This is a genomic window from Pseudomonas sp. NPDC098747 (genome assembly GCF_044760045.1).
GTDB lineage: Bacteria > Pseudomonadota > Gammaproteobacteria > Pseudomonadales > Pseudomonadaceae > Aquipseudomonas.
Window position 1 is genome coordinate 58,512 of sequence record NZ_JBIWAL010000015.1, and the last position, 15,787, is coordinate 74,298.

Here is a 15,787-nt window from a genome sequence, read left to right on the forward strand (position 1 = left end):
CTGTGAATCGCTACCATCGTAGGCGCCGTCGTTATTGGCCTGCAGCCTTGTCAAGTTACACGTTCTGTTCAATAGCTGATAAGAAAAAAAGAACAGTCCTACGGTCGGTCCGGTGTTTTTCCTGCGTCGTCGCGAGGCGTTTTGGCTGGTAGAATCGCCAGTCGTTTTTTCTGGAGTTCTGCCCCGTGATCACTTCCCGTCTTCGTACCCTGCGCGACCACATCCGTTGGGCCGTCAGCCGCTTCCATGGGGAGGATCTGTTTTTCGGCCATGGCACCGACAACGCCTGGGACGAAGCCCGCCAACTGGTGCTGGGCGCTTTGCACTTGCCGTGGGAAATCGCCGACAGCTATCTCGATTGCGCGCTGGAAGACGACGAGCTGGTCAATCTGCAACGCCTGCTCAAACGCCGCATCGAAGAGCGTATTCCGACCGCTTACCTGTTGGGTGAAGCGTGGTTCTGCGGCATGTCGTTCATTGTCGATGAGCGTGTGCTGATTCCACGTTCGCCGATTGGCGAGCTGATCGAAAACCGTTTTGCACCGTGGATCGGCAACGAGCCTGCGCGAATTCTCGACCTGTGCACCGGTTCCGGCTGCATCGGCATCGCTTGCGCCTACGAGTTCCAGAACGCTGAAGTGGTGCTGGCAGACCTGTCGTTCGAAGCTCTGGAGGTGGCCAATCAGAACATTGAGCGTCACGGCGTCGATGAGCGCGTGTACACCGTGCAGGGCGATGGCTTTGATGGGTTGCCGGGTCAGCGTTTCGACCTGATCGTGTCGAACCCGCCTTACGTTGACGCCGAAGATTTCGCCGACATGCCGGACGAGTATCAACACGAACCGGAGTTGGGCCTGGCTTGCGGCGATGACGGTTTGAACCTGGTACGACGGATGCTCGCCGAAGCGGCGGATCATCTGACCGAGAAGGGTTTGTTGATTGTTGAAGTCGGCAATAGCCAGGTGCACGTTGACGCGTTGTACCCGGAAGTCGATTTCGCCTGGCTGGAATTCGCGCGCGGCGGGCATGGCGTGTTCATGCTGACCGCGGAGCAGTGCCGCGATCATCAGGCACTGTTCGCTTCGCGCGTCTAATCCGCTAAAAGCTTCGCGAGCAAGCTCGCTCCCACACTGATCTTTGTCGATCACACCACCCGTGTGGGAGCGAGCTTGCTCGCGAATGGCCGCACCGCGGTCTCAAGCCATCAGCGGTGCGTAGCAATCCAGATCAACAACCCCGCCTGAAACACCGCAAACGCCACCAGACAGGTAATGGTGAAACGCAACCCGGCGTCTTCGCGCTTGAACTTGCTGACCTTGTCTTCCTGCTTCTTCAGCTTCACTTCCTGCTCAGCCAGATTTTGCTCGGCCTGCTGAAGCATCTGCGCCGCTTCAAGAATTTCGACGATCTGCAGCTTTTCGCTGTTCCAGTCACCGAGCAAGTCACCGACCAGCACCTCCTTGACGCTGCCCTTCAAATGCTGGGCATCGGCATAGGCCACTTCAAACCCGTGCACCTTCAGAAAATGATCACGACGCAGACGAGTGTCCTCGTTCAGCGCGTCCTTGTTGTTCAAGTCCATACCGTCGACGGTGTAAGTGGGCCAGCGTTTTTTCGCCCAGTTGATGCCTTGCGCAGCGACGAAACGGCCGATGCCACGGTTCAACGGTTCAATTTGCAAGCCGCTGTCCGGGCCGAAATGCACGCGCTTGGTGGTGTGATCGACCCACACGTCGAGGTGATTCTGTTCTTTACGAACACGCTGGCCGGGGAGTTTGATCGCCATGCGCATCAGGCTTTGCTCTTTACCGTTGCGCTCGGCGTAGCCGAACTCGACAAAGCGCAGTGGCCGCCCGCCGGTGTTGCGATCAGTCTGTAGTGGGGCCAGGCGGAGCATCTTGTGGTGCTCGGCGTGGACGTCCGCCCACGGCAGCTCGACCGCTGGCGGTGCGTCTTTTTCAGCGGTGGTGTCGGGTGAAGTCTGCGTATCAGTCATAACGGCGAGATCCTGTCCAAGCCCTGCTTGTCACCAGCGATTGCGCTGGCGACAAAGGCTTATCGGCCGTTTTCTTCAGGACTGGAGGGCAAATGGCGCTTAACGGGGGCGAAGTCCGTCAATAAAGTTGATGATTTGCGAACCCAGTTCTGCCGCCAGTGGCAAATTCGGGTCCTTGTAGGAGGCCAATTGCCGCTTCATGTCGTTGTGCACGATGCGCAACACATGGTTCATGCCTTCGATCACCACCAGCCTGGCGTCCGGTTTGGCAGCCTTGAGCAGTTTCGCGTCTTCGGTACCGACCTGCATGTCATTGCTGCCCTGAACAATCAGCGCCGGCATCTGCAATTGGGCGAACGCTTTAGCGGGTTCCTGACGAAACAGGGAAATCAGGTAGGGCTGCACGCTTGGACGGAAAATCACCTGGAGTTGCGCCGGTACGTTGTCATCGACGTTTCCAGCGTTGAGGCTGTCGAGCAACTCGTTGCTGCGCAGCATCAGCGGCGGTGGCAGGCTGCGGGCCAGTTGTTCACGAATCACTTGATCGACCGGTCGAGCACTGCCCGACAAGGAAATCACTGCTGCAGCGTCCACCTTTGGCGCGGCGAGGGTGGCGATCAGCGCGCCTTCACTGTGGCCGAGCAGAATCAGTTCACCGAAACGCGGATCAGCCTTGAGTTTCTGCCCCCACGCCACCGCATCGGCCGCGTAGCCCTCGACTGACAAATTGCGCTCATCCGGCGTCGCCGCCAGGCTCGCGGCCACGCCACGTTTGTCGTAACGCACGCTGGCGATGTTGTGTTTGGCCAAGACCCACGCTAGCCGTTTGAGGCTGTCGTTGCGCCCGCCGTCGGGGTTATTGCCGTCACGATCCGTAGGACCTGAGCCGGAAATGATCAGGACAACCGGTACAGGCTTGTCGGATTTTGGCAGCAACAGCGAGCCGAAAAGTTCGCCGCTGCCGGTGTCCAGAGACATCGGGCGCTGTAGGACAGTCGCCTGGGCAAAGCCAGTAAAGAGGGTAAGACTCAAGATCAGAACTCGCAGCATCATCACGCCATCATTCGCCAAGGTGCCGGTTGGACTCACCAACACCGCTAAGGTTCGAGGATGAACTACTCGGTTAGCCTGCGTATACTGGCGCGCATCACGAATTCGGGTTTGATTTCACGGAGCGTCCTGCATGTCCGGCAATACCTACGGCAAGTTGTTCACTGTCACCACCGCTGGCGAAAGCCATGGTCCGGCGTTGGTCGCCATTGTCGACGGCTGCCCGCCGGGCCTGGAGATCTCCGTCGAAGACTTGCAGCGCGACCTCGATCGCCGCAAGCCCGGCACCAGCCGCCACACCACCCAGCGCCAGGAAGCCGACGAAGTCGAAATCCTTTCCGGCGTGTTCGAGGGGCGCACCACCGGTTGCTCGATTGGCCTGCTGATCCGCAACACCGACCAGAAGTCCAAGGACTACTCGGCGATCAAGGATCTGTTCCGCCCGGCCCACGCCGACTACACCTATCACCACAAATACGGCGAGCGCGACTACCGTGGCGGTGGCCGCAGCTCGGCGCGCGAGACCGCGATGCGTGTGGCAGCGGGTGCGATTGCGAAGAAATTCCTCGCCACACAGGGCATCGTCATTCGCGGCTACATGAGCCAGCTTGGCCCGATCGAAATCCCGTTCAAGACCTGGGATTCGGTTGAGGAGAACGCTTTCTTCAGCCCCGACCCGGACAAAGTCCCGGAGCTGGAAGCCTACATGGACCGGTTGCGCCGTGATCAGGACTCGGTCGGCGCGAAGATCACCGTGGTCGCCGAAGGCGTTATGCCGGGTCTGGGCGAGCCAATTTTTGATCGTCTCGACGCCGAACTGGCCCATGCGCTGATGAGCATCAACGCGGTCAAAGGCGTGGAAATCGGCGCCGGTTTCGCCTGCGTTGCCCAGCGCGGCACCGAGCATCGCGATGAACTGACCCCGGAAGGTTTCCTCAGCAATAACGCGGGCGGCATTCTCGGCGGCATCTCGTCTGGCCAGCCGATCATTGCGCATCTGGCACTCAAGCCAACATCGAGCATCACCACCCCGGGCCGTTCTATCGACGTCCACGGCAACCCGGTCGACGTGATCACCAAGGGCCGTCACGACCCTTGCGTGGGCATCCGCGCGACGCCGATTGCCGAGGCGATGATGGCCATCGTGCTGATGGATCACCTGTTGCGTCACCGTGGGCAGAACGCCGATGTACGCGTGAGCACCCCGGTGCTGGGTCAGCTTTGATGGCAGATATTAAAGCCGCCGCGGCTTGACTGGCGTGGCGGCGGTTCCTTACTGGCGACTGTCCAGTTTTTATCTATTTTATTTCGCCTTGCTCGGTTCGACGGCGCCGTTTCTGGCGCTGTACTTCGATCACCTCGGATTCAGCGCCGCGCGCATCGGCGAACTGGTGGCGATCCCGATGTTGATGCGCTGTGTGGCGCCGAACATCTGGGGCTGGCTGGGCGACTACACCGGCAAACGTCTGGCCATCGTGCGTTTCGGCGCGGTGTGCACGTTGCTGACCTTCTCGTTGATTTTCGTCAGCAAGAGCTACGCCTGGCTAGCGATGGTCATGGCGCTGCATGCGTTCTTCTGGCACGCGGTGTTACCGCAGTTCGAAGTCATCACGCTGGCGCATTTACACGGCCAGACCTCGCGTTACAGTCAGATCCGCCTGTGGGGCTCGATCGGTTTCATCATCACCGTGGTTGCTTTGGGGCGCCTGTTCGAATGGCTCAGCCTCGATATCTATCCGGCGGCGCTGGTGTTGATCATGGCCGGCATCGTCATCAGCAGTTTGTGGGTACCGAACGCGCAACCGGCGCAGGGCAACCGAACGAGTGGGGAGGGCTTTCTCAAGCAATTGCGCAGCCCCGGCGTGCTGGCGTTTTACGGTTGCGTTGCGCTGATGCAAATGAGCCATGGCCCGTATTACACGTTTTTGACGTTGCACCTGGAAAAACTCGGCTACACACGCGGCGTGATCGGCATGCTCTGGGCCGTGGGTGTGGTCGCCGAAGTGCTGATGTTCATGGCCATGAGCCGGATTCTGGCGCGGTTCTCGGTGCGCCGGGTGCTGCTGGCCAGTTTTCTGCTGGCGGCGCTGCGCTGGTTACTGCTAGGTTCGTTCGCCGAGTTTCTCTGGGTGCTGCTGTTCGCGCAGGTTCTGCACGCGGCGACCTTCGGCAGCTTTCACGCCGCTGCCATTCAGTTCGTGCAACGTAGCTTCGGTGCGCGTCAACAGGGGCAGGGCCAGGCGCTGTATGCGGCACTGGCCGGCACCGGCGGTGCGCTGGGCGCGTTGTATTCCGGCTACAGCTGGAATGCCCTCGGCGCAACATTGACCTTTAGTATTGCCAGTCTCGCGGCGCTCGCTGCTGCCGTTATCATTGCCACACGTATGCAAGAGGACAGGCCATGAGCCTTACGCGTGAACAACTCGCCCAGCAAATCGTCGACGCCGGGCGTTTTCTCTATGGTCGCGGCTGGTCGCCGGCCACTAGCAGCAACTATTCAACGCGCCTGTCGGCGAGCGAAGCGTTACTGACCGTGTCCGGCAAGCATAAGGGCCAGTTGGGTCTGGACGATGTGCTCGCCACCGACCTTGCCGGCAACAGCCTGGAGCCGGGCAAAAAACCGTCCGCCGAAACCCTGCTGCACACCCAGCTCTACAGCTGGCGCGCGGAGATCGGTGCGGTGCTGCACACCCATTCGGTGAATGCCACGGTGCTGTCGCGCCTGACGCCGCAAGATTTCATCGAGTTCGAAGATTACGAACTGCAAAAAGCCTTCAGCGGCATCTCGACCCACGAGTCCCGGGTGCGCGTGCCGATTTTCGACAACGATCAGGACATTGCACGCCTCGCCGCCAAGGTGCAGCCTTGGCTCGACGCTAATCCTGATTGCGTCGGTTATCTGATTCGCGGCCACGGACTCTACACCTGGGGCGCGCAGATGAACGACGCGCTGCGCCAGATCGAAGCCTTTGAATTCCTGTTTGAATGCGAGTTGAAAACCCGCAGCGTCATGAACCGCCAAGGCTGACTTCACCCGAAGTCGCCCATTTGCCTGATGAAATGCTGTGCCCGACCGGTCTGCAAGAACCGGACGGCAAGGCCGATACCGAGGAATTGCCCCAATGAGCAGCCTGTCCGTCTATCACGTTTCCAGCCCTGACATTCCGAACAAGGTGCTGACCCATCTCGAAGACATCGCCTCGACGCTGGCCGAGCAGGGCGTGCGTTTCGACCGCTGGCAAGCCACCGCGAAGATCCAGCCCGGCGCTACCCAGGAAGAGGTGATCAGCGCTTACCAGGAGCAGATCGACAAATTGATGACCGAGCGTGGTTACATCACCGTCGACGTCATCAGCCTCAACAGCGACCACCCGCAAAAAGCCGAGCTGCGTGCCAAGTTCCTCGAAGAACACCGCCACGGTGAAGACGAAGTCAGATTCTTCGTCGCTGGCCGTGGGCTGTTTACCCTGCACATCGACGATTACGTGTACGCCGTACTTTGCGAGAAGAATGACCTGATCTCGGTACCCGCCGGCACCAAGCACTGGTTCGACATGGGCGAACATCCGCACTTTGTCGCGATTCGCCTGTTTAACAACCCGGACGGCTGGGTTGCCAATTTTACCGGCGAAGACATCCCCGGCCGATTCCCGCGTCTGGAGGACTGAGCCCATGTCGATCAAAGTCATCCTCACCGACATCGAAGGCACCACCAGCGCGGTCAGTTTCGTCTTCGACGTGCTGTTTCCGTACGCAGCCAAACACCTGCCGGACTTCGTACGCGAGAGCGCTGAGCGTGCCGATGTCGCTGAGCAGCTCGACGCCGTACGCCGCGACAGCAGCGAACCCCGGGCCGACGTTGAACGGGTTGTGGAAATCCTTTTGAGCTGGATTGCCGAAGACCGCAAAGCCACGCCGCTTAAAGCGTTGCAAGGCATGGTCTGGGAACAGGGTTATCAGGCCGGGCAGTTGAAGGGACACGTTTACCCGGATGCTGTTGAAGCACTTCAACGCTGGCACCAGGCGGGTTATCAACTGTTCGTCTACTCGTCTGGCTCAATCCAGGCGCAGAAGCTGATTTTCAGCTGCTCGGAGGCGGGTGATCTGACGCCGCTGTTCAGCGGCTATTTCGACACCACGTCCGGACCGAAACGCGAGGCGCAGTCTTACACGAACATTCAACAGGCGATTGGCGTTGAACCTGCGCAAATATTATTTTTGTCGGACATCGTTGAAGAGCTAGACGCCGCTCTGGTAGCCGGTATGCAGACCTGCGGTCTGGCTCGCGATGGCGGAGAGTTGGCGGGCCACGTAACCGTCGACAGCTTTACCGGAATCGAACCGGAAGCGTTCTGACTGAACAAAAATCCAATGTGGGAGCGAGCTTGCTCGCGAAGGCGGAGTATCAGATAAAAAATTATTCCCTGACACACTGCCTTCGCGAGCAAGCTCGCTCCCACAAGGTTTTGTATGAAACATAAAAAACAGGCCGTGAAGCGAAAGCTTCACGGCCTGTTTTGTTTAACGAGTTCTTAAGCAGTTACAGCGAGTGATACGTCGGCAGGGCAAAGCGCTGTTGGCTTTGCAGCATGGCGATCTGCGGCAACTCGCTGGCCTGTTCGGCCAAGTCACGACGAATCGCGCTGATTGCCCACGACAGTTGGTCACCGGCATGCATTTGCTGATAAGTCAGTGCGCGTTTGAACACCTTGCCGTCGGCGCTGCGCAGGGTCAGCAGAATCCCGCCATCGGGACGCGGGGAGGTGGTGACGTCGAAGTTGGAGAACAGGGAGGTAAATTTTTCTTGGATCAGGCTCATGTTTTTCAGCTCCGTATGCACTTGAATGGCAAGCATGCAGAGGAGGTTGCAGTGATTGTGCCAGCACTGATAAAAAATAAAATGCTTTTAAATCAATGAGTTGTAATTCATAGAATTTTACAGGGTCGTGCAAACTGCATGAATGGCCATCGTGCATCCTGCATTTTGCGGGATCGTTCAGCAATTAACGGAACCAATCGAGCGTTTCTGAATCATCGGCATCGCCGCCGCCCGTGCGGATACAAAACATTGCAAAAACCGCGTGTACAGCCCGAGAAGCGCTGACGTACTTTCAGTCTCGACCCTCGCTCGAATGCGTCGGTTGCATCAGCCCGACAATAAGAAAACATCGGCCACCACGCCAAGGTCGAACGGGGAGCTTCCATGAGTCAAGCGCCAAGCGACACGATTACCTGGGGCATGATGCTCCGCAAGCTGCCGATGATTGCCAGGGCCATTCCACGCGTGGTCAAGGGTATGAAGGTAGCCAACGTCACGGATCCGACGCAAAGCTGTGGCCTTGGCTGGACGTTCGAACAAGCGACTCTGCGCAACCCCGATGGCCCGGCCTTAATGCAGGGCGAGGTATCGCTGAGCTATTCGCAAGTCAACCAGTGGGCCAACCGCATCGCCCACTATCTGAGCGAGCAGGGCATCGGCAAGGGCGATGTGGTCGCGGTGTTCATCGAAAATCGCCCTGAGTTGCTGGTGACGATTCTGGCACTGGCCAAGCTCGGTGCCGTCAGCGCGCTGCTCAATACTTCGCTGACCCGCGACACGCTGATTCACAGCGTGAATCTGGTAGCGCCGGTGGCGATTGTGGTCGGCGAAGAACTCCTCCCGGCGTTTGCAGCGGTGCGCGATCAGGTATCGATTGCGCCGCAGCGTAGCTGGTTTGTCGCCGATCAGGACACCAGCAGCCACCCGGGCATTGCGCCCGAAGGCTACGTCAACCTGATCAGCACCAGTGTCGATGCCTCCAGTGAAAATCCGCTGAGCAGCCAACAGGTGTTTTTCGACGATCCGTGTTTCTACATCTACACCTCCGGCACTACCGGCCTGCCCAAAGCCGGGGTGTTCAAGCACGGTCGCTGGATGCGCAGCTCGACCAGCTTCGGCATGATCGCGCTGAACATGCGCCCCGACGATGTCGTCTACTGCACCTTGCCGCTGTACCACGCCACCGGCCTCTGTGTGTGCTGGGGCTCAGCGATCAACGGTGCATCGGGTTTTGCGATACGCCGTAAATTCAGCGCCAGTCAGTTTTGGGGCGACGTGCGCCGCTATCGCGCGACCACCATTGGTTACGTCGGCGAGTTGTGCCGCTATCTGGTCGATCAACCGGCCAGCGCCGAGGACAGCCGTCACGAGGTGCGCAAGATGATCGGCAACGGCTTGCGCCCCGGCGCCTGGGCCGAATTCAAGACACGCTTTGCCGTCGAGCATATCTGCGAGCTGTATGCGGCGAGCGACGGCAATATCGGTTTCACCAACATTCTCAACTTCGACAACACCATCGGTTTTTCGCTGATGGCTTGGGAACTAGTCGCCTACGACCATGACAGCGGTGAGCCCATCCGCAGTGCTGACGGTTTTATGCGCAAGGTCGGCAAGGGCCAGCAGGGCTTGCTGCTGGCGCGGATCGACGAAAAGGCGCCGCTGGACGGCTACACTGATCCGCAGAAGACCGCCAAGGTTGTGCTGCACGATGTGTTTAGCAAAGGTGATCGCTTTTTCAACACCGGTGATCTGCTGCGCAACATCGGTTTCGGCCACGCACAGTTTGTTGATCGCCTCGGCGATACTTTCCGCTGGAAGGGCGAAAACGTCTCGACCACTGAAGTCGAAAACCTGCTGCTGCAACATCCGCATATTTCCGAGGCGGTGGCGTACGGCGTGGAAATTCACAACACCAATGGGCGCGCCGGCATGGCGGCGATTACCCCGGCCGAATCCCTGGCGACGCTGGATTTCGCCGAGTTGCTGGCATTCGCCCGACAACGCCTGCCTGCCTATGCGGTGCCGTTGTTCCTGCGGGTGAAGGTGAAAATGGAAACCACCGGCACCTTCAAATATCAGAAAACGCGCCTGAAAAACGAAGGCTTTGATCCCGGCCAGACGGGCGCTGACCCGATATTCGCCTGGCTGCCCGGAACGCAGACGTATGTGCTGGTGACTGATGAAGTGTTGGCTGAAATTCATCAGGGCAAATACCGTTATTGATTCTGGCTATGGGCGATTTTCAGAAAAAGGGGGTGACAGCTATCGTCGCGCTCGGGAAACTGTCGGCTTTCCGATTGACCGAAGTGGAGTTGCCCCATGTCCGACCAAAGCCGCCAGATGACCCCTGAAGAAGCTGCCGAATTCACCGAGCAGGTTTTCAACAAGGCGCGCGACGGTGATGCGCTGATGCTCGATCGACTGGTCAGCGCCGGTTTGCCGGTGAACCTGAAAAACAGCAAGGGCGATACTTTGCTGATGCTGGCCAGCTATTACGGCCATGTCGATGCAGTGCAAGTGCTGCTTAAACACAACGCTGACCCCGAGATGCGCAATGGCAACGGCCAGAGCCCGATTGCCGGTGCCGCGTTCAAAGGCGATCTGGCGGTGGTCAAGGCGCTGGTTGAAGCAGGTGCGGAAATTGAAGGCTCGGCCTTTGATGGTCGGACTGCACTGATGATGGCGGCGATGTTCAACCGTGTTGAAATCGTTGATTACCTGATCAGCAAGGGCGCCGACCCGAAAGCCAAGGATGCCAATGGCGTTACTGCGGTCGACGCGGCGCGGACCATGGGCGCCGTCGATACCACGGCGCAGCTGGAAAAACTGCTGGCCTGACGATTGTTAAAAGATCGCAGCCTTCGGCAGCGCCTACATGATTGCGTGCATCGCCGCTGATCTGTGTAGGCGCTGCTGAAGGCTGCGATCTTTTGCTTTGTGCGCTATCCTCCGCGCCCTCAAAATTCATCTTCGCCACAGGATCCGCCTTCATGAAAGCCGCACTCGTCGAACTCATCAGCAAAATCAGCTCCGGCTGCATGGGCGAGGACGAGATCCTGAAAGTGGCCGACGAAGCCGCACAGGCCTACGCCGACGCCGATGCATTTCTGGCTGCCAACCCGGACATCAACTACGACGACACTTTCCCGATCCCGTTGGGCGAGTGGATTGTGGTCGGCAGCCTGCCGGAAACCGTGTTGTTCCAGGCTGACACCTACGTCGACCTGTTCGCTCAGATCGTCGCCTCGTTCGGCCCGACCGTGGACTTCAACCTCAAGCCCAAGCAACTGGCCAAAACCGAAGCGCTGACCGCACTCAACCGCATCCAGGTGCAGATGAGCAGCCTGAACAAGGAGAACGGCGGATACACGCTGATGAACTTCAGCCAGTTGCTTGATGATGAGCTGCAAGTGGTGCTGGTCTATGGCGACGACGTGCCGCGTGTGCTGGAGTTGTGCGCGCAAATCGGCATCGCCGCCGCGCCTTCGCTGGAAGCCTTGAAGGTCGCCGTTCACGTCTGAGCACAATAAAAGGGAACCCTGCGCGCGACCGTCTATCCTAAAAGTGCATGCCACTATTCTGGAGCGACACCATGGGTTCCACGTTCAACGGTCTGATTGGCCTGATCATTCTTGCCCTCGATATCTGGGCAATCATCAATGTGCTGAAAAGCGGCGTCTCCACCGGGATGAAAATCGTCTGGGTGCTGCTGATTATCCTCCTGCCAGTGCTGGGCCTGATCATCTGGGCAATCGCCGGGCCACGGGGCAGCGTCCGGATCTAATCGCACTTCTCACGGCCACTGGCATTCCCTGTGGGAGCGAGCTTGCTCGCGAAAGCGGATTGCCAGTCGACATCCATACTGAGTGACCGGACGCCTTCGCGAGCAAGCTCGCTCCCACAGGGATTGTTTTGTGTTCAGCCGATGAAGTGAGGTTCGACCTGTCATCTTCGGCAACGTAGAATGCGCGCCTTTCCCGGGCAATCGTCCCCACGATAAACGCCCGCGCATTCATCGGAGCACTTGACCATGACCGTCACCAAAACCAGCGAGTACCTGGAAACCCTCTACGAAGGCTACGGCCAGCGTTTTCGCATGGAAAAACTGCTGCACGAAGTGCGCACCGAACACCAGCACCTGGTGATCTTCCAGAACCCGCGCATGGGCCGTGTCATGGCACTCGACGGTGTGATCCAGACCACCGAAGCCGACGAATTTATCTACCACGAGATGCTCACCCACGTACCGATCCTCGCCCATGGCGCCGCCAAGCGCGTGCTGATCATCGGTGGTGGTGACGGTGGCATGCTGCGCGAAGTGACCAAGCACGCGGGCGTCGAGCACATCACCATGGTCGAGATCGACGGCACCGTGGTCGAGATGTGCAAAGAGTTTCTGCCGGAGCATTCCAAGGGCGCTTACGACGATCCACGGCTGAACCTGGTGATCGATGACGGCATGCGTTTCGTCGCCACCACCACTGAAAAATTCGACGTGATCATTTCCGACTCCACCGACCCGATCGGCCCGGGCGAAGTGCTGTTCTCGGAAAACTTCTACCAGGCCTGCCACCGTTGCCTGAACGAAGGCGGCATCCTAGTGACCCAGAACGGCACGCCGTTCATGCAGATCGAAGAAGTCAAAACCACCGCCGGTCGCCTGCGCAGCCTGTTCCCGGACTGGCACTTCTATCAAGCGGCGGTGCCGACCTACATCGGCGGTTCGATGACCTTCGCCTGGGGCTCGACCAACCCTGCGTACCGCAAGCTGAGCCGCGAAACCCTGCAACAGCGTTTCATCGGCAGCGGCATCGTTACCCGCTACTACAACCCGGAAATCCACATCGGTGCGTTCGCACTGCCGCAGTACGTATTGCAGGCGATCAACAAGCCAAGCAACGACTGAGGAATCGATGGGATCCCCTGTGGCGAGGGGATTTAGCGAAACGTCGCACCGCCCCGATCGACTGCGAGGCAGTCGTGAAATCGGCAAACGCGGTTGACCAATCAGACCGCGTTTGTCGGGTTTGGGTGCGCTGCGCGCCCCATCGGGGCGGTGCGACGTTTCGCTAAATTCCCTCACCACAAAAGCCTGCCCCCCCCCCACGGGCTAGATGTCAGTTTTTTCATCCTCGCCCGCTGCAATCCTTTTTGAACGATCAATCTCGCCAAAAGTCGAGATAGAGGTAAGCCCATTTGCGGGTTTGATCGAGGAGGCTCCGATGCAAAAGTGGAAAGTCACTTTCGTGGATGATCATGGTGAATCAGTTGACGAAGTCTTCGAGTGCGAGGAATGCCCGAATCATGAGCACGCCGCCAAACTCATCAAGGAACGGTTCCTGCCTGTCGCCGCCGAGCTGGATCTCAACGATCTGGAAGGGCGTACCCCCGATGCTGCCGTCAAAAGTCTTAAAGCGCAGAACAGTATAGAAATCCTCAGTATCACTCCCGTCTGAAATAATCCTGTCACTTCAATCACCAGGCCTTGGCAGCTGCTCTATCTTGGGGCTACTCTGCAAGTGAGATCAGCGAATGGATCGCTAAGGTCTGGTCTTGTCAGCTACATGCTTGTTTCCCGCAGCAACCACGTTGCCGTAGTACTTTGGCCTGTCAGGCCCGGGGCGGGAATACGGAAAGTCTATCCATCTATCCGAGGGGGACGATTCATGAGCACAGCCTATCAAGAAGACATCAGCAGCAATGTTCTGCGCCGCATGAAAGAAGGCGGTTTCGATTTTTCCCGGTTCCATCCCATCGAGTTCTACGCGATTTTCCCGGACGAGGAGCGGGCGCGCAGGGCAGCAGGCAAATTTCGCGGTGAATCCATCAATGCCCAGGTCAGCGCGCGCGACGACGGCGCGTGGTCTCTGGAATTAAGCAAGGTGATGTACGCAACCTATGACGATATCGGCGATTTCGAGCAGGGCTTTTCCGCTGTGGTCGAGCCGTTGGGCGGCATCATCGAGGGCTGGGGCGTGAAGCAGGAGGTGCGTAGTCGCTACCGTCTGAACTGATCTCTTGCGTGAACGTAAGCAACGGCTGACCTTTGGGTCGGCCGTTGTTGTTTGCGGCGTCCGCAAATTGCTGTGGCAAAACCCTGAAACAAGAATCCAAAGCAAAAAAAAGCCACCGCAGAGGGTGGCTAAAAGGGAAGACCGATAAGGAGAGGAAACCGGTCAGGGTTAACGCGGGGTGGGCTGCCGGGGCAGTCCAGGTCAGTTGAGCTGGCAGCTTCGTGGTGCTGTGAGCGGCGAAGTTTTGCAGCGAATGCGCGGATTATCCGCAGCTGACACCGAGCAGTGAAATCAACTCTGACTATGCTGGTGATAGGCGACTGCACTGCGTCGCAATGAGGCGGGGGCGATCAGGTTGGGGCATTTGCCGCACAGGAATGGTGCGGCGCCTGCGACGTGAATATCCAACCAATTGAAATCAAAGCGTTTATGCCGATGGCACGGGCCTTGCGAAGGCCTGTAGGTCCGGGTGACAAGGAGTACGGCATGATCCGCACCTATTTTGATGAGATGTACGATGCCGGCGGCCAGGTTCGCCCGCATTACCGGGAATTTGCCCGTTGGCTGGCCGACACGCCTGATGAACTGCTGGCGCAACGGCGACGCGAGGCCGATCTGCTGTTCCATCGCGCCGGGATTACCTTCACGCTCTACGGGGACGAGCAGGGCACAGAGCGCCTGATTCCTTTCGACACCATTCCGCGCAGCATTCCTGCCAGCGAATGGCGGATCGTCGAGCGCGGCTGCATCCAGCGGGTCAAGGCGTTGAACATGTTCCTCGCCGACCTCTATCACGAGCAACGCATCATCAAGGCCGGGATCATTCCCGCCGAACAGGTGCTGGCCAACGAGCAGTATCAGTTGGCGATGCAGGGTCTGGATTTGCACCGCGATATCTATTCGCACATTTCTGGCGTCGATCTGGTGCGTGATGGCGACGGCACCTATTACGTGCTCGAAGATAATTTGCGCACCCCGAGCGGCGTGAGCTACATGCTCGAAGACCGCAAAATGATGATGCGCCTGTTCCCGGAGCTGTTCGCCGCCCAGCGCATTGCGCCGATCGACCATTATCCGAACCTGTTGCTCGATACCCTGAAGAGCTCCAGCCCCATCGATAATCCAAGCGTGGTGGTGCTGACGCCGGGGCGCTTCAACAGTGCGTTTTTCGAGCATGCGTTTCTGGCGCGGGAGATGGGTGTTGAACTGGTCGAAGGCGCGGATCTGTTCGTGCGTGACGACAAAGTCTTCATGCGCACCACCGACGGCCCGAAAGCCGTGGATGTGATCTACCGCCGGCTCGACGATGCGTTTCTCGATCCACTGGCCTTCAACCCGGATTCGATGCTCGGTGTGCCGGGGCTGCTGTCGTCCTATCGCTCCGGCAATGTGGTGCTGGCCAACGCGATCGGCACCGGCGTGGCGGATGACAAATCGGTCTACCCGTTTGTCACCGACATGATCCGTTTTTATCTCGATGAAGAACCGATCCTGAAAAACGTGCCGACGTGGCAGTGCCGTAACCCGTCTGAGCTTTCCCACGTGCTGGCCAATCTTCCGGATCTGGTGGTCAAGGAAACCCAGGGCTCCGGCGGTTACGGGATGTTAGTGGGGCCGGCGTCGACGAAGGCGGAAATTGACGCCTTTCGCGAGCGGATCAAGGCCAAACCCCACGCGTATATCGCGCAACCGACGCTGTCGCTGTCGACCTGCCCGACCTTTGTCGAAAACGGCATTGCGCCGCGCCATATCGACCTGCGCCCGTTCGTATTGTCCGGGCGCGAAACCCGGGTCGTACCCGGTGGTTTGACCCGTGTTGCCCTGCGCGAAGGCTCTCTGGTGGTGAATTCCTCCCAGGGTGGCGGAACGAAGGACACCTGGGTGGTCGAGGATTGAAGGAAGCTTGCC

General features: G+C 58.7%; 17 protein-coding genes. 14 read left to right on the forward strand and 3 right to left on the reverse strand.

Annotated features, from left to right (window positions below):
* The first annotated feature begins 185 nt into the window (after positions 1 to 185).
* Entirely contained in the window at positions 186 to 1,094 is a 909-nt protein-coding gene (gene prmB, locus ACIQVE_RS12190) for a 50S ribosomal protein L3 N(5)-glutamine methyltransferase (protein ID WP_402808315.1), read from the forward strand.
* 110 nt (positions 1,095 to 1,204) lie between these two features.
* On the opposite strand, the gene ACIQVE_RS12195 is transcribed toward prmB, so the two are convergent.
* Together ACIQVE_RS12195 and ACIQVE_RS12200 are read right to left on the reverse strand one after the other, a co-directional pair.
* Entirely contained in the window at positions 1,205 to 1,996 is a 792-nt protein-coding gene (locus tag ACIQVE_RS12195; protein ID WP_402808317.1) for a hypothetical protein, read from the reverse strand.
* A 99-nt stretch (positions 1,997 to 2,095) separates the two neighbouring features.
* The gene (locus tag ACIQVE_RS12200; RefSeq protein ID WP_402808320.1) at positions 2,096 to 3,049 is read right to left on the reverse strand and encodes an alpha/beta hydrolase; all 954 of its coding nucleotides are present in this window, start codon (positions 3,047 to 3,049) and stop codon (positions 2,096 to 2,098) included.
* A 130-nt stretch (positions 3,050 to 3,179) separates the two neighbouring features.
* On the opposite strand from ACIQVE_RS12200, the gene aroC reads away from it, so the two are divergent.
* From aroC to mtnC, 5 genes are all read left to right on the forward strand, one after another.
* Positions 3,180 to 4,271 carry a chorismate synthase gene (aroC, locus tag ACIQVE_RS12205; RefSeq protein ID WP_402808323.1) on the forward strand — a complete coding sequence of 364 codons (1,092 nt, stop codon included), beginning with the start codon at positions 3,180 to 3,182 and terminating at the stop codon, positions 4,269 to 4,271.
* 34 nt (positions 4,272 to 4,305) lie between these two features.
* Positions 4,306 to 5,451: an MFS transporter gene (locus ACIQVE_RS12210; RefSeq protein WP_402808326.1), complete on the forward strand. Its 1,146-nt coding sequence runs from the start codon at positions 4,306 to 4,308 to the stop codon at positions 5,449 to 5,451.
* On the forward strand, positions 5,448 to 6,074 hold the full coding sequence (locus ACIQVE_RS12215; RefSeq protein ID WP_402808328.1) for a methylthioribulose 1-phosphate dehydratase: 627 nt from the start codon (positions 5,448 to 5,450) through the stop codon (positions 6,072 to 6,074). The genes ACIQVE_RS12210 and ACIQVE_RS12215 overlap by 4 nt, the downstream gene beginning before the upstream one ends.
* Before the next feature lie 94 nt (positions 6,075 to 6,168).
* Positions 6,169 to 6,714, forward strand: a complete 546-nt coding sequence (locus tag ACIQVE_RS12220; protein WP_402808330.1) for a 1,2-dihydroxy-3-keto-5-methylthiopentene dioxygenase — start codon at positions 6,169 to 6,171, stop codon at positions 6,712 to 6,714.
* A gap of 4 nt (positions 6,715 to 6,718) precedes the next feature.
* Entirely contained in the window at positions 6,719 to 7,402 is a 684-nt protein-coding gene (mtnC, locus tag ACIQVE_RS12225) for an acireductone synthase (protein WP_402808333.1), read from the forward strand.
* Between the two features lie 184 nt (positions 7,403 to 7,586).
* On the opposite strand, the gene ACIQVE_RS12230 is transcribed toward mtnC, so the two are convergent.
* Positions 7,587 to 7,865 carry a DUF3509 domain-containing protein gene (locus ACIQVE_RS12230; RefSeq protein WP_402808336.1) on the reverse strand — a complete coding sequence of 93 codons (279 nt, stop codon included), beginning with the start codon at positions 7,863 to 7,865 and terminating at the stop codon, positions 7,587 to 7,589.
* 384 nt (positions 7,866 to 8,249) lie between these two features.
* Here ACIQVE_RS12230 and ACIQVE_RS12235 point away from each other — a divergent pair, with 384 nt between their 5' ends.
* From ACIQVE_RS12235 to ACIQVE_RS12270, 8 genes are all read left to right on the forward strand, one after another.
* Positions 8,250 to 10,088 (forward strand): long-chain-acyl-CoA synthetase, encoded by a 1,839-nt coding sequence (locus ACIQVE_RS12235; protein ID WP_402808339.1) that lies wholly within the window; start codon positions 8,250 to 8,252, stop codon positions 10,086 to 10,088.
* A 96-nt stretch (positions 10,089 to 10,184) separates the two neighbouring features.
* Positions 10,185 to 10,703: an ankyrin repeat domain-containing protein gene (locus ACIQVE_RS12240; RefSeq protein WP_402808341.1), complete on the forward strand. Its 519-nt coding sequence runs from the start codon at positions 10,185 to 10,187 to the stop codon at positions 10,701 to 10,703.
* 152 nt (positions 10,704 to 10,855) lie between these two features.
* Positions 10,856 to 11,386 (forward strand): hypothetical protein, encoded by a 531-nt coding sequence (locus ACIQVE_RS12245; protein WP_402808344.1) that lies wholly within the window; start codon positions 10,856 to 10,858, stop codon positions 11,384 to 11,386.
* Between the two features lie 71 nt (positions 11,387 to 11,457).
* Entirely contained in the window at positions 11,458 to 11,649 is a 192-nt protein-coding gene (locus tag ACIQVE_RS12250; protein WP_150601305.1) for a PLDc N-terminal domain-containing protein, read from the forward strand.
* A 246-nt stretch (positions 11,650 to 11,895) separates the two neighbouring features.
* Entirely contained in the window at positions 11,896 to 12,771 is an 876-nt protein-coding gene (gene speE / locus ACIQVE_RS12255; RefSeq protein WP_402808347.1) for a polyamine aminopropyltransferase, read from the forward strand.
* 316 nt (positions 12,772 to 13,087) lie between these two features.
* On the forward strand, positions 13,088 to 13,321 hold the full coding sequence (locus ACIQVE_RS12260) for a hypothetical protein (protein WP_402808349.1): 234 nt from the start codon (positions 13,088 to 13,090) through the stop codon (positions 13,319 to 13,321).
* A 210-nt stretch (positions 13,322 to 13,531) separates the two neighbouring features.
* Complete coding sequence (locus ACIQVE_RS12265; RefSeq protein ID WP_042558460.1) at positions 13,532 to 13,879, forward strand: ribonuclease E inhibitor RraB; 348 nt, start codon at positions 13,532 to 13,534, stop codon at positions 13,877 to 13,879.
* A 486-nt stretch (positions 13,880 to 14,365) separates the two neighbouring features.
* The gene (locus ACIQVE_RS12270; protein ID WP_150601308.1) at positions 14,366 to 15,775 is read left to right on the forward strand and encodes a circularly permuted type 2 ATP-grasp protein; all 1,410 of its coding nucleotides are present in this window, start codon (positions 14,366 to 14,368) and stop codon (positions 15,773 to 15,775) included.
* The last annotated feature ends 12 nt before the right edge of the window (positions 15,776 to 15,787 follow it).